This window comes from Pelagibacterium halotolerans B2, assembly GCF_000230555.1.
Lineage (GTDB): Bacteria > Pseudomonadota > Alphaproteobacteria > Rhizobiales > Devosiaceae > Pelagibacterium > Pelagibacterium halotolerans.
On sequence record NC_016078.1, the window covers coordinates 3,381,995 to 3,395,535 of the forward strand.

9 protein-coding genes and 1 pseudogene are annotated in these 13,541 nt (G+C 62.9%); 2 read left to right on the forward strand and 8 right to left on the reverse strand.

Annotation, left to right across the window (positions count from 1 at the left end):
• Positions 1-128 precede the first annotated feature (128 nt).
• Positions 129-863 (forward strand): M48 family metallopeptidase, encoded by a 735-nt coding sequence (locus KKY_RS16610; RefSeq protein WP_041528852.1) that lies wholly within the window; start codon positions 129-131, stop codon positions 861-863.
• 99 nt (positions 864-962) lie between these two features.
• Here KKY_RS16610 and KKY_RS16615 read toward each other — a convergent pair whose 3' ends face one another.
• The 4 genes and pseudogenes from KKY_RS16615 to KKY_RS16630 all read right to left on the reverse strand — a co-directional run bounded on the left by KKY_RS16615 (position 963) and on the right by KKY_RS16630 (position 4,650).
• Entirely contained in the window at positions 963-1,292 is a 330-nt protein-coding gene (locus KKY_RS16615) for a carboxymuconolactone decarboxylase family protein (protein WP_338048545.1), read from the reverse strand.
• Positions 1,192-1,723, reverse strand: a pseudogene (locus KKY_RS16620) (MerR family transcriptional regulator). The gene KKY_RS16615 and the pseudogene KKY_RS16620 overlap by 101 nt, the downstream one beginning before the upstream one ends.
• 148 nt (positions 1,724-1,871) lie before the next feature.
• Entirely contained in the window at positions 1,872-4,028 is a 2,157-nt protein-coding gene (locus KKY_RS16625; RefSeq protein ID WP_014132544.1) for a transglycosylase domain-containing protein, read from the reverse strand.
• Between the two features lie 247 nt (positions 4,029-4,275).
• The gene (locus tag KKY_RS16630; protein ID WP_014132545.1) at positions 4,276-4,650 is read right to left on the reverse strand and encodes a winged helix-turn-helix transcriptional regulator; all 375 of its coding nucleotides are present in this window, start codon (positions 4,648-4,650) and stop codon (positions 4,276-4,278) included.
• Between the two features lie 108 nt (positions 4,651-4,758).
• Here KKY_RS16630 and KKY_RS16635 point away from each other — a divergent pair, with 108 nt between their 5' ends.
• Positions 4,759-5,466, forward strand: coding sequence for a glutathione S-transferase family protein (locus KKY_RS16635; RefSeq protein ID WP_041528854.1), 708 nt, complete (start codon positions 4,759-4,761; stop codon positions 5,464-5,466).
• 101 nt (positions 5,467-5,567) lie between these two features.
• Here KKY_RS16635 and gyrB read toward each other — a convergent pair whose 3' ends face one another.
• The 4 genes from gyrB to dnaA form a co-directional block, all read right to left on the reverse strand.
• A complete protein-coding gene (gene gyrB, locus KKY_RS16640) occupies positions 5,568-8,024 on the reverse strand; it encodes a DNA topoisomerase (ATP-hydrolyzing) subunit B (protein WP_014132547.1) in 2,457 nt (818 codons plus the stop codon).
• A 111-nt stretch (positions 8,025-8,135) separates the two neighbouring features.
• Complete coding sequence (gene recF / locus KKY_RS16645) at positions 8,136-9,260, reverse strand: DNA replication/repair protein RecF (RefSeq protein WP_041529589.1); 1,125 nt, start codon at positions 9,258-9,260, stop codon at positions 8,136-8,138.
• 169 nt (positions 9,261-9,429) lie between these two features.
• Positions 9,430-10,548 (reverse strand): DNA polymerase III subunit beta, encoded by a 1,119-nt coding sequence (gene dnaN, locus KKY_RS16650; protein WP_014132550.1) that lies wholly within the window; start codon positions 10,546-10,548, stop codon positions 9,430-9,432.
• A gap of 928 nt (positions 10,549-11,476) precedes the next feature.
• On the reverse strand, positions 11,477-12,910 hold the full coding sequence (gene dnaA / locus KKY_RS16655; protein ID WP_041529590.1) for a chromosomal replication initiator protein DnaA: 1,434 nt from the start codon (positions 12,908-12,910) through the stop codon (positions 11,477-11,479).
• Positions 12,911-13,541: the final 631 nt, after the last annotated feature.

Below are 13,541 nucleotides of genomic sequence, written 5' to 3' on the forward strand. Positions count from 1 at the left end.
GCGTCTGGACGCGTAACAGGAGAAGCGGCATGCTCCTTTCCGGCGCGCCGCTTCTTTTTTGTTTTGTCGGTCCGGCCAGCCTGCATAATGGGGCCAAGCGATTCCCTTCTCCTCGAACGAGATCACGCATGGGGCTGTCCCGCCTTTTTGCCCGCCCGGAAATCCCCCAAACCACCGAGGTCGTGACAACCTCCGGCCCGGTCACGGTCGGCGTGCGGGTCAATGCGCGGGCCCGTTCGTATCGGTTGAGCGTTTCGGCGCGGGGCGAACCGGTATTGACAATGCCGCGCGCCGGACGCTGGCCCGAGGCGCGGGCCTTTCTCGAGCGCAACAGCGGCTGGCTGTCGGCCCGTCTCCAGCGCATCCAAACCCCCTATGCCCTGGCGCCGGGCGCCATCATTCCCCTGCGCGGCATTCCGCACCGGCTGGTCGGCCTCGATCGGGTGCGCGGCCTCGTCAGCCTTGTCGAGGGTGGCGTTGAGCCCGAACTGCATGTGCCGGGCGGCCCCGATCACATGCGCCGTCGTCTCATCGACTGGCTCAAATCCGAGGCGCGCCGCGATCTCGAGATCGCCTGCGCCCGCCACGCGCAAAATCTGGGGGTCGAAATGGCCGGTATAGTCCTGCGCGATCAGTCGACCCGCTGGGGCTCGTGCTCGTCGTCCGGCCGCCTCAATTTCAACTGGCGGCTGGTCCTTGCCCCGCCCGATGTGCTCGATTACGTCGCCGCCCATGAGGTGGCCCATATTCTCGAAATGAACCATCGGCCGGTCTTCTGGCGCACCGTCGCGCGAACGTGTCCCCACTACGAGCGCCCCAAGGCCTGGCTCAAGGCCAATGGCGCGAGCCTGATGGCCCTCTAAAGCCGTTCAGGATTTGATTGAATCAAATCCTTGGCTCTGAGCCTTTGTTTTATCGCGTGTCCGAACCGCAAAACCGTTTCCACTTTTGCTGGACACGCTCTAGGCCCGTGCATCGAACACGTCCTTTGCCGCAAACAACCCGTTGAGCGCCGCGGGAAAGCCTGCATAGACGGCCATCTGCATAATGATCTCGGTGATTTCGTCCCTGGTCAACCCGACATTGAGACCCGCCTCGATATGCACTTTCAACTGCGGCGTTGCAGTGCCCATGGCCGTCAACGCCGCGATGGTGGCGATTTCGCGGGCCCGCAGGTCAAGGCCAGGGCGGCTATAGATGTCTCCGAACGGGAATTCGAACACATAGTTCGCAAAGTCGGGGGCGATGTCGGCCAGAGCGGCAATGACACTGTGGCCGGCTTCGCCGTCGATTTCGGCAAGCGCCCGTTTGCCGCGTTCGAGCCGGCTTTCGTCCATATCGGGGGGCTGATGCGTCATACTTTTTCATCCTCATGATCCTTGCCGGCATATCCGGCAATCTTGGTGTCGAGGACGAGGAGAGAGGCTTCCAGTTCAGCGACATGTGCGCGGACGCGTTCGCGGTGCCGTTCGAGCAGATCGCGGCGTTGAGCTTCGGTCTCAACCCCGCCCGCCCGCAAGGCCGCGTAGCGCAGCATGTCCCGGATCGGCATTCCCGTTGTCTTGAGACGGTCGAGAAACTCTATCCAGACAAGGATCGATGCGTCGTAGTCCCGTTGGCCCGACCGGTCCCTGTCGGCATAGGGAATAAGGCCGATCCGCTCATAATAGCGGATCGTATGGGCCGTCAGTCCCGAGCGCTTTGCCAATTCGCCAATCTTCATGAACGCCCGTCCCTCGTCACGACGCATGGGAAGCTACGGCTTAGAGTACACTCCAAGTCAACAGGCAAAATGGCGTTCGCAATGCGCAAAAAAGCCCGGGTCGATTGCCCGGGCTTTTTCTTTTCAAGGATGGCGTGCGCCGCCGGCCCTATCCGCCGAACAGCCCGTTGAGCAGCCCGCCGATCCCGTCATCGGCCGGCACCGCTACGGGTTGCTGCTGTTGCGGCTGTATCTGCTGCTGGGGCAGCGGAGTCGGCTGCTGGCCCGGCTGGCCCTGGATCTGGTCGAAGGTCACCGGCGTTCCGGTGGCCGGCATCGTGTCCTGCATCGGCACCGCCACCCGGTCCTGCAGTTTGACGTAATTGCCCGGAAGCGCCGCGGACTGCAGGCCCTCATGGGCTTCGGTCATGATATCGCGCCAGATCTGGGCCGGGATCTGGCCGCCGAACACCCGGGTGGGCGTATCGTCGTCATTGCCCAGCCACACCCCGCCCACAAGGCTTGCGGTATAGCCCACAAACAGCGCGTCGCGGTTGCGCTGGGTCGTACCGGTCTTGCCGGCCATCGGCCAGTTGCCCAGTTGCGCCCGCGTTCCCGTTCCGGCCTGAACGCCGGTCTGGAGCATGTCGTTCATCATGCCCACCTGCTCGTCGGTCAGGATGCGGCCCGGTCCGGCGGGCGTTTCCTCGAAAAGCACTTCGCCATCGGTTGTGGTGATCCGCGTGATCACATTGGGCACCACGCCATAACCGCCATTGGCGAACGGGGCATAGGCGCTGGTCAACTCGAGCAGCGAGACTTCCTGCGTGCCCAGCGCGATCGAGGGCACGGGCTGGAAATTGGTGGAAAAGCCCATCCGATAGGCCGTCTCCACCACATTTTCAGGTCCGATATCGATGGCCAGGCGCGCCGATACCGTGTTGATGGAAAAGGCCAGCGCGTCGCGTAACAGCACCGGCCCGACATAGCGGCCGTTTGAGTTTTCCGGCTGCCAGCCCTCATAGTCGAGCGGCTCGTCCACCATCAGCGTGTCGGGCGTATAGCCCTGCTGCAGGGCGGCGAGATAGACAAAGGGTTTGAACGCCGAACCCGGCTGACGCCGCGAGGTCACGGCGCGGTTATAGCTCGATTGGCTGTAATCGACGCCCCCCACCAATGCACGCACCCGTCCCTCGGTGTCCATGGCCACAAAGGCGGCCTGGGAAAAGTTCAGGTCTTCGCCCTGGGCCGCCACGGCCTCCTTGATGACGAATTCGGCCTGCTTTTGCATATCCCAGTCGAGCGTTGTCGAAACGACGACGTCCTCGTTCACCTCGCCCAGATAGTCGTTCATGAGCGTTTCCACCCAGTCGGCGACGTAATATTCGGTGCCGGCCACCCGCTGGGTGGTGATATTGGCATCCATGTTCTCGGCAGCGGCATCGGCCTCCTGCTGGGTGATGTAACCCGCGCGCACCATATTGGCGAGCGCCAGCCGCTGGCGCTCCGCGGCCCGGTCGGGATGGGTGCGCGGATTGTAATAGCTCGGCGCCGGCAGGATGCCGGCCAGCATGGCCGCCTGGCCCAGCGAAAGATTGCGCGCCGAAATGCCGAAATAGGTCTGCGCCGCCGCCTCGATGCCGGTCGAACCGGACCCGAAATGCACGCGGTTGAGATAGAGCTCCAAGATCTGGTCCTTGGAATAGTTCTGCTCCAGCCACACCGCCAGCAGCGCTTCCTGCACCTTGCGGCCCAGGGTCTGGTCGGGGGTCAAAAACAGGTTCTTGGCGACCTGCTGGGTAATGGTGGAGGCGCCACGGGTGATGCCGCCGGCCCGGATCATTTCCAGGGCCACCGATGTCAGGCCGATCGGATCGACCCCGAAATGGCTGTAGAAACGCCGGTCTTCGCTCGCAACGACCGCCTGGCCCACATAAGGGGGCAATTCGTGGATGCCCACCGCTTCGCCGCCAGTTTGCCCGCGATTGGTCAGAAGCTGCCCGTTTGATGCCAGAACCCGGATATTGGGCGGACGCTGGGGCACTTCCCAGGTCGAGGACGACCCCAGATCCTGCCCGTAATAGACGATGATTCCCGCCACCGCGACACCGCCCAAAAGCAGCATCGTAAAGCAGAAATAGGCAAAGCCGACGATGAACTTCATCCCGCCCGAGCGCTTTTTCTTCACCTTCTGCCCCTTTGGCCGGCGAGGCTTGCCGCCCTGCGGGCCATCGCCCGAACGGGTTGCCGATTGCCCACGCGCATTCTTGGGCTTGCGCTGCGCGCCGGCATCGACGCGATCATCGGGAGAAAGACGAAGATCCATCAAAGGTCACTTTCGGCCGTCATGAGGAGAACAAGGGTCGATATTTGGCACTCCAAGGGCACCCATCGGCACCCTCACACAACGCTATACCCGCGTCGGGCGTTTCTTCGACGCATAACGCTATCGGCGTCAAATGTGGCCGGTTTATGGGACATTTTCCACTCTCGCAAGCGATTGTGTCCCCCGCGCAACAGTTTAGGCGCCAACCGCCCTTCGATCCCTACCGCGTGCGGCACCCGGTTTGCGCTTAGCCCGGGGGTGCAGGCTGCGAATCGGCAATGGCCGGGCCGGCCGCGCCCTCGGGTTCGGCATTGCCGTCAACTTCCTCCCACCAGTCGCCCAACGCATCTATGAGCGGCACCAGCCGGTCGCCGGCCGGTGTCAGGTCGTATTCGACCCGAAGCGGATAGCCACCGAACTCGGTCCGGCAGACGATGCCGGCGTCTTCGAGCTTGCGCAGTTCGAGCGTCAGCATCTTGTGGGAGATGGTCGGGTTGTCCCGGCGAAGGTCGCTGAAGCGCTTCGTGCCCTCTTTGAGATAATAGATCAGCAATGTTGGCCAGCGGCCGCTGAGGACCTGCATGACCTCTTCGATCGGACAGCGCGAAACAAGGTCTTTCATCTGCAACTCGTGGTAACAAAAAGGTGCGTAATTTACTTTGTTCGCCCGCCCGCTAGGGTCCGGCCTTGCTGCGCAGCGTGATCGAAAGAAATCACGGAGAACAAGAACATGGAACCCATATTGATATACGGCTTTCCTGCGGGAAGCTCCATGGGACTCGTCGCCGCTCTCGAATGGATGGGCAGCCCATACAGGCTCTGCCGCGTCGATATGCTTGAAGAGATGCGTGACCCCTCCTACCGGCGAATAAACCCGCGCATCGAAACGCCCGCCCTGATCACCGATCAAGGCGATGTGCTTACCGAAACCATGGCAATCGCGGCATGGCTGGAGGCCCGGGACACTGGGCGTCGGATCAGCTTTGCCCCCCTTTCGCGTGACGCCGACCGGATGCGTCAGTTCATGGCCTTCATCAACACCGGCTTCACCGGTGCGTTCGGGCCCCTCTGGGCCGCAATGGAAATGCAGCCGCCCAACCCTGCAATGCAATCGGCCCTCAAGGTCTGGGGCGGCGATGGTGTGATTGAACGCCATGATCGGCTCGAAGAGATGATCGGAGATACGCGATTTCTGGTCGCCGAGCATCCCACGCTGGCCGATGGTATTCTCATCGGCGTTGCCCGTTGGCTCGACGTCCATCAGGTGGCCGACAAGACCCGCTGGCCCCGCCTCGCCGCCCTCAGAGGCCGCTTGGAGGCCGATCCGGCCGTTCTCTACGCTACGGCCTTGGAGAACGGCGAAATGTCTGGGGGCAACGGATCGTGCAGGGGGCATGTCACATTGTCCGACGCAATCGAGCGGTTTGGATCGAAGTGACGATCACGCACCGGCTTGAAATCCAGACAAGTCGTCCCAACAAAAACCCCGGAGCTTGCGCTCCGGGGCCCAATTCACAGTGCTGCCAGCCCGCCTGCCGATCAGATGTCCAGGTTGGAAACCGCCAGCGCGTTGTCCTGAATGAAATCGCGCCGCGGTTCGACGAGATCGCCCATGAGCTGGGAAAAGATCGAATCCGCGTCGTCGGTTTCCTTGATCTGCACCTGGAGCAGCGTGCGGCCGTCCTTGTCCATCGTGGTTTCCCAAAGCTGGGAGGCGTTCATTTCGCCCAGCCCCTTGTAGCGCTGCATGGAAACGCCCTTGGCGCCGGCGGCCTGAACGATGGCAAACAGCGAGCGGGGCCCATAAACCTCGCTCTGGATATCCTTGCGGCTCAGGGTCGGCACTCCGCCATAGATTTCGTCGAGCTTGCCCGCAAGGTTGCGCAGCTTGCGCGCATCGGCCGAGCCCAAAAGCGCCGCGTCCAGCGTATGACTTTCCGTCACCCCGCGCACAATTCGCGAGAAGACATATCCGCCCTCCCCGTCCAGCCGGCCTTCCCATGTCCGCTCGGTTTCGTCCGACATGCGGTTGAGCCGGTTGGCCACCCGGTCGGCAAGCCCCTGGGCGGTTTCGGGATTATCCATCACCGCCGGATCGAGCGCGCCCACAACGGCGGCCTGTTCGATCATCTGCCTGTTGTAGCGGGCGTTCTGGTTGTCGATCAGATGGTTGAGATCGCGCGCCTGTTCCACGATAGAGAGCAGGTCCGGCCCCGCATGGGCCGATCCGGCCCGCGTCGTCAGCACCGCATCCTCGACCCCGCCGGCCAGCAGGTAATCCTCGCGCGCCCGCTCGTCCTTGAGATATTGCTCGGAGCGCCCGCGCGTCACCTTGTAGAGCGGCGGCTGGGCGATATAGAGGTGCCCGCGCTCGATGATTTCGGGCATCTGCCGGTAAAAGAAGGTCAAAAGCAGCGTACGGATATGGGCCCCGTCCACGTCGGCGTCGGTCATGATGATGATCTTGTGGTAGCGCAGCTTGTCGGGATTGAACTCTTCCCGCCCGATCCCCGTGCCCAGCGCCGTGATCAGCGTGCCCACCTGATCCGATGAAATCATCCGGTCGAACCGGGCGCGTTCCACATTCAAAATCTTGCCGCGCAGCGGCAGCACCGCCTGGGTGGCGCGGTCGCGCCCCTGCTTGGCCGAACCGCCCGCCGAATCGCCCTCGACGATAAAGATTTCCGCCTTGGCCGGATCGCGCTCCTGGCAGTCCGCCAGCTTTCCGGGCAGCGAGGAGATTTCCAGCGCCGATTTGCGGCGGGTCAGTTCCCGCGCCTTGCGCGCCGCTTCGCGGGCCGCCGCGGCCTCGGCCACCTTGGTGGCGATGGCTTTGGCTTCGGCCGGATGTTCCTCGAACCACTGGTTGAGCTTGTCGTTGACGACGTTTTCCACCACCGGACGCACCTCGGACGAAACCAGCTTGTCCTTGGTCTGGGACGAAAATTTGGGGTCCGGAACCTTGACCGACAGCACGCAGGTCAGCCCCTCGCGGGTATCGTCGCCCGTCAGCGAGACCTTCTCGCGCTTGGTGATCCCGCTCTGTTCGGCATAGCCGGTCACCTGCCGCGTCAGCGCGCCGCGCAGGCCCGCAAGGTGGGTGCCGCCGTCGCGCTGGGGAATGTTGTTGGTAAAGCACAAGACGTTCTCGTGGTAGCTGTCGTTCCACCACAGCGCCACTTCCACGGTGATCCCGTCCTTTTCCGAGATCAGCGAAATGGGCTTGTCGAGCAGCGCCGATTTGTTCTTGTCGAGATACTGGACGAACGCTTCCAGCCCGCCCTCATACATGAGGTCGGTCTCGACCATTTCGGGATGCCGCTTGTCGCGCAGGATGATGTGGACGCCCGAATTGAGGAACGCCAGTTCGCGCAACCGGTGTTCGAGCGTCTTGTAGTCGAACTCGACCATGGTGAAGGTTTCGCTCGAAGGCATGAAGGTGATTTCCGTGCCCGAACGGCCTTCATTGGTGCCCGGCTTTTTGTCTTCGACATAATCGCCGATCCGCCTCAGCGGCCCGTCGGCCACCCCATGGGTGAAGTTCACCTCGTAAATGCCGCCCGCCCGGCGGATCTTGAGCCTGAGCCAGACCGAAAGCGCGTTGACCACCGAAATCCCCACCCCGTGCAGACCGCCCGAGACCTTGTAGGAATTCTGGTCGAATTTCCCGCCCGCATGGAGCTGGGTCATGATCACTTCCGCCGCCGAAATCCCCTCTTCCTTGTGGATATCGGTGGGAATGCCGCGCCCATTGTCGGTCACCGTCACCGAGCCGTCGGCGTTGAGCGTGACCGAAACCAGATCAGCATGGCCGGCCAGCGCCTCGTCGATGGAATTGTCGACGGCCTCATAGACCATGTGGTGCAGGCCCGTGCCATCGTCGGTATCCCCGATATACATGCCCGGGCGTTTCCGGACCGCGTCCAGCCCCTTGAGGACCTTGATCGAATCCGCGCCATAGTCTGCATCGTTGGGGGTCGGGGGCGTGTCGCTCATGAAAGAAGAATCAGCCTTGTTGGGAATTGATAACTTGTACCTGATCGGGGGCTTATCCCCAAGCAATTTGGCCCGTTTTTGGGTTTCCAGCACCACAATGTGACGGCTTTTTCAGCCCACGGGCCGCACCACGCCCGAATGCACCGAAAATGCCTGCGCCCGATCGCCCAGAGCGGCAAACAGCACCGGGTCCGTGCCGGTCATCCAGCACTGGGTGCCCAGCTTTTCGAGCGCATCGAACAGCGCCCCGCGCCGCACCGGGTCGAGATGGGCGGCAATCTCGTCGAGCAGCAGGATCGGGGTGATCCCCGTCATTGTCGAAACCAGCCGCGCATGGATCAGCACCAGCCCGATCAGCAGCGCCTTCTGCTCGCCGGTCGAGCACAAACCCGCCGGCATGGATTTGGGCGCGTGGGTCACATCGAGATCGATCCGGTGTGGCCCTAATGTGGTGCGTCCGGCCGCCCGATCAAGCCCTCTGGCGTCTCGCCAAAGCCCGGCCAGCGCCGCTTCCAGCCCGCTCGCCGTTGCCGGGATATCGCCCTCCATCATCGGCGTAATCGCCAGCAGCGCGGCGGGAAATCCCGTATCGGCCACCGATTTTTCCATAAGCGCCTGCAGATGGGCCAGCGAATCGGCGCGCGCGAAATAGATCGCGGTGGCCAGCTCGGCCATCTGCGCCTCGATGGCGCTCAGCCAGGCGGCGTCTCCATTGTCCTCGAGCAGCCGGTTGCGCTGGCGCATGGCCTTCTCGAAATCGGAAACGGTGCTCGAATGGCCCGGATGGAGCGCGGTGACCAGCCGGTCTAAAAACCGCCGCCGCTCGCTGGCCGGCCCGGTAAACAGCCCGTCCATCGATGGCGTGAGCCACAGGATGCGCACATGTTCGCTCATCTCCTCGACGGCCCGCGCATTGGCGCCGTTGATCCGCACCCGCCGTCCCGAGGCGTCGGCGCTGGCCCCCGTGCCGATATCGACCGGCCCGAATGCCGTCTCGATGCTTGCCGCCACGGCCCACAGCCCGTCCCCGCCGACCGTTCCCAGCGTGTCGAACCCGGCCCGCCGCAACCCGCGCCCCGGCGCCAGCAGCGAAATCGCTTCAATGAGGTTGGTCTTGCCCGCCCCGTTCTCCCCCGTCAGCACCACATGGCGATGATCGAGATCGAGCGCCGCGCTGGGATAATTGCGAAACCCCGTGAGCCGCAGCCGGGAAATATAGCGCTGTGCATCGGTCATGAGATCAGTCCGCACCGCCGGCATGGGATGTCCTGAACGCTCGTGGTGGCCGATTCAGGTCAGGCCGGAGCGAAAGCCGTGCATTTCGAGAACCGGACCGGAGCGTACGTCATGTACGCGAGCACCGGAAGCGCACACATGTGCGGCTTGCAGCCCGGCATCACCTGAATCATACCCGCATGGGCATGAGGACGAAGAGAGCTTTCGTCTCCCCATCCTCGCGCACCAGCGTGGGCGATCCGGCGTCGTTGAACATGAAGGTCGCGTTTTCTGTTCGGATCTGGGCGATGATTTCCAGCAGGTAGCGCGCGTTGAACCCGATCTCGAACCCTTCGAGGTCGAACTCGACAGGCAGTTCTTCGTTCGCCGTGCCGTGATCGGGATTGGTCACGCTCAATTCGAGCTGCCCCGGCGTCAGCGCCAGTTTCACCGCCTTGCCGCCGCGCTCCGAGGCAATGGTCGATACCCGGTCCACTGCCCGCGCCAGGCTGTCGCGATCGACGATCAGCGCCTTGTCGTTGTTTTTCGGCGTTACGCGCTCGTAATCGGGAAAACTGCCTTCGATCAGCTTTGAAAGCAGGATCACTCCGCCCAGCGTAAAGCGGATCTTGGTGTCGGAAAGCTCGATTTTGACCTCGTCCTCGACCCCGTCGAGCAACTTGAGCACCTCGGCCACCGTCTTGCGCGGAATGATAATGCCGGGCATCCCCGCCGAACCGGAAGGTGCTTCGGCTTCCACCCGCGCCAGCCGGTGCCCGTCGGTCGCCACCGCGCGCATCACCACCCCGTCCGGGCCATCCACTGTGTGAACGAAAATCCCGTTGAGATAATAGCGCGTCTCCTCGTTGGAAATCGCGAACTGGGTGCGCTCGATCAGGTCTTTGAGCATGTCGACCTTGATCGAGAATGTGTGCGTGAACGCCCCCGATTTGAGGTCGGGGAACCCGTCGGGATTGAGACACGCCAGATGAAAGCGCGACCGGCCCGAAGAGATCAGCATCTGATCGTTCCCGTCGGTTTCCAGCACCACATCGGCGCCATCGGAAAGCTTGCGCACGATTTCATAAAGCGTATGCGCGGGCACCGTCGTCGTGCCCGGCGTGCCGGTCATGGCCGGCACGGTTTCGGTCACTTCGATATCGAGGTCCGTGGCCCGCAAATCCAGCCCGTCGCCCGTGGCGCTCATCAACACGTTGGCGAGGATCGGATATGTGTTGCGCCGCTCGACGACGCGGTGCACATGCCCCAGTGACTTGAGCAGATGGTTGCGCTCGAGCGTGACCTTCATCGCTTATAGACCCCTGATCTTTTGCGTCTGGTTTTTCGCGGCCCGGACCGGACCTTCCCTGGCCCCAAAGCCGGGCACAGACCCTGCCCCGCCGGGCAAAAAAACGCAAGGCCCCACCCGGCCGCAGGAGGCTGGCGGGGCAATAATTTGGTGGATTGTTGGCGCGAAAAGATTCCCTTGCGTCTGCCAGGGGCTTTCTTGGCCCCAGCACCCCTCACCGGCCTGCCGGCCACCCTCTCCCCGGGGGGCGAGGGTTCAGTCTATGCCGTGCGTCGATGCCATACCCGGCCGCCGCAACCAAAAACCGTTAGACCCCAGATTGTCCCCGATCACGAGGCGCTGCCGCCGTTCCCCACCAGCGCTCCCGCAAGACAAACCCTCGCCCCTTTGGGGAGAGGGTGGCCGGCAGGCTGGTGAGGGGTCAGCCCCAGCCAAGATCACCGATCCATCGGCCAAGCCCCGTCTCACCTCTCCCTCGGGGGGAGAGGTCGCCGCATAGCGGCGGGTGAGGGGGCCTTCTTGCATACGCGCGCTGCCGCCGTTCCCCACCAGCGTCCCCGCAAGACAAACCCTCGCCCCTTTGGAGAGAGGGTGGCAGGCAGGCCGGTGAGGGGCCAGCCCCAGCCCAGATCACCGATCCATCAGCCAAGCCCCGTCTCACCTCTCCCTCAGGGGGAGAGGTCACCACATAGCGGCGGGTGAGGGGGCCGTGCTGAAAAAGACGCGGGAGCCTTGGCGCATGGCGCCCCGGGGGCCTTGCTTGTTTGCAGCAGAGCCGCCGCAGCCCTCCGAGCATAGCTCTTCGGGCGTTCGCCCCTCAAAAAGGTGCGTCTTTTGCCGCCGGCCCTTCAGCCATAGGCTTCAGGGCGTTCGCAGCTAAAATCGTTCCACCGGAGCGATTTTGCGGGCCCAACGGGCCCGCCGCTCCTCACTCCTCCAGCATGCGCCGGAGCAGTTCGATTTCCTGGGTCAGCTCGCCATCCTGGCTCATGAGCTGTTCCACCTTGCGCACCGAATGGAGCACGGTGGTGTGGTCGCGCCCGCCGAACCGGCGGCCGATTTCGGGCAGGGACCGCGAGGTCAGCGACTTGGCCAGATACATCGCGATCTGGCGCGGGCGCACCACGTCGCGCGAGCGGCGCGACGATAAAAGCTCGTTGCGCGGCACCTTGTAGTGGCGGGCGACGATTTTGAGGATGTCCTCGATCCGCACCCGGGGCGTCTCGCGCGAGCGGATCAGGTCCTGCAGGGTCTTTTCGGCAAGCCCCACCGTGATCGGCTCGCCGGTCAGCTGGTTGGCGGCCACCAGCCGGTTGACGGCACCGTCGAGGTCGCGGCCGTGGCTCACGATCGAGCGCGCCACGTAATCGATGACAGGGGCGGGAAAGCTCAGTCCGGTAAACCGGCTTGCTGCCTGGTCGGCCCGTTTCTGGACGATGGCGCGGCGCAGTTCGGGATCGAACTGGGTGATGGGGATCACAAGCCCCCCCGATAGCCGCGAGCGCACCCGGTCGTCGAGCATTTCCAGATCGCGCGGCGGCGCATCGCCGGCCACAACGACCTGCTTGGTGCCCGAAATCAGGGTCGAGAGCGTATGGCCGAATTCGGTGGCCGATTTGCCCTGCAGGAACTGCATGTCGTCGATCAGCAAAAGATCGATCCCACGCAGCCATTCCTTGAAGGCCAGCGCCGACTGGTGCTGCACCGCCGTGATGAAATGATACATGAAATGGTCGGCGGTCAGATAGACGATGTTGCGCGAAACGTCGGACGCCCCTGCCGCCCAGGCAATGGCATTGAGCAGATGGGTCTTGCCCAGCCCCACCGAGGAATGGATATAGACCGGGTTGAACGTCACCACATTGTTGGCAGCGGCCGAGGCGACCTGCTTGGCGACATTGAGCGCCATTTCATTGGCGCTGCCCGAAACGAAAGTCTCGAAGGTCAGCTTGCGGTCCAGCGCCGAGCCCGAAAGCGCATTGGCCCGCGTGCCGCTGGCCGGCTGGCTGGTAACAAGCGCGGGAACGGTCCGCACCTCGGCAACGCCGGGTTGGGCCTCGGTCTCTGCCGCCGGCTCGTTGGAGGCGACAAGGCGCGGACGAGCCTGTCCATTGACGCGCACCGTCAGGTGCAGCCGGCCGATGGTCTCGTTTTCGGCGGTAAAGGCCTCGAGGATCTTTTCGACATAGTTGGACTGGATCCACGAGCACAAAAAGCGCGTGGGAACGGAAAGATGCGCGAGGTCGCCGACGACTTCTTCCAGCTCGAGCCGGGCGAACCATGACGTAAAGACGTCTTCGCCAACCGCTGCCCTCAGCCGCGCCCGCACGCGCAGCCAGACCTGATCGGCATCCATTGTCATCTTGGCTTCCCCTTCGCCCCCGATTTTCGTCCTTTGCGGAACTGTGCCCGCTTTGCCTCCAGTCGCTCCCCAGGTTCCGCGATCCGCAGCCGCGATCGAATCCATTGCTGTTGCCTCTTAATGCTATGACGTCCCGCCCATCCCCGGCGGCAACCCCTGTTTCCCCAAATTTGTCCCGTTGCCCGAGACAATAAATTTACGCCCCCGCGCAAGCGTTTATTGCGCAGTACCCTATTGTTACAAATTGAAATCGGCGCAACGGCGCCTGAGGAAAAGACGAAACCCGTCTTTGTCGGTCTAGAAGTGAACCAGGAACTTGGGATGCTCGGTCATCGCACCATGACGGCCCGCAAAGAGCCGTAAATGATTTAAGCCGGTCATCGCTGTCCCCTTGGTCTACCCGTATGAAGGAGGCGTTAGACTTGTCTTTCGCCGCCCCCTTTCTGATCCAACGAGGCCATTTTAGACAGTCAAATTTTTGCGCACAACCGCAGATTTGGCCAAAAATCCGCTTGACTCGTCCCCCATGCGTACAGCCGGGACCGGGCGGTCCGGCAAGGCAAAATTAAGGGTATGGGACTCCTTGCAGATTCCCGTTGGGTCCGTTTTGAGTCCCATCGGATTATTTTTT

What these genes read in the sequence shown, in the direction of transcription:
- KKY_RS16610 (WP_041528852.1), top strand. Translation starts at nt 129, where the DNA reads ATGGGGCTGTCCCGCCTTTTTGCCCGCCCGGAAATCCCCCAAACCACC.
- KKY_RS16625 (WP_014132544.1), bottom strand. Translation starts at nt 4,028, where the DNA reads ATGGATCTTCGTCTTTCTCCCGATGATCGCGTCGATGCCGGCGCGCAG.
- KKY_RS16630 (WP_014132545.1), bottom strand. Translation starts at nt 4,650, where the DNA reads ATGAAAGACCTTGTTTCGCGCTGTCCGATCGAAGAGGTCATGCAGGTC.
- KKY_RS16635 (WP_041528854.1), top strand. Translation starts at nt 4,759, where the DNA reads ATGGAACCCATATTGATATACGGCTTTCCTGCGGGAAGCTCCATGGGA.
- gyrB (WP_014132547.1), bottom strand. Translation starts at nt 8,024, where the DNA reads ATGAGCGACACGCCCCCGACCCCCAACGATGCAGACTATGGCGCGGAT.
- recF (WP_041529589.1), bottom strand. Translation starts at nt 9,260, where the DNA reads ATGACCGATGCACAGCGCTATATTTCCCGGCTGCGGCTCACGGGGTTT.
- dnaN (WP_014132550.1), bottom strand. Translation starts at nt 10,548, where the DNA reads ATGAAGGTCACGCTCGAGCGCAACCATCTGCTCAAGTCACTGGGGCAT.
- dnaA (WP_041529590.1), bottom strand. Translation starts at nt 12,910, where the DNA reads ATGACAATGGATGCCGATCAGGTCTGGCTGCGCGTGCGGGCGCGGCTG.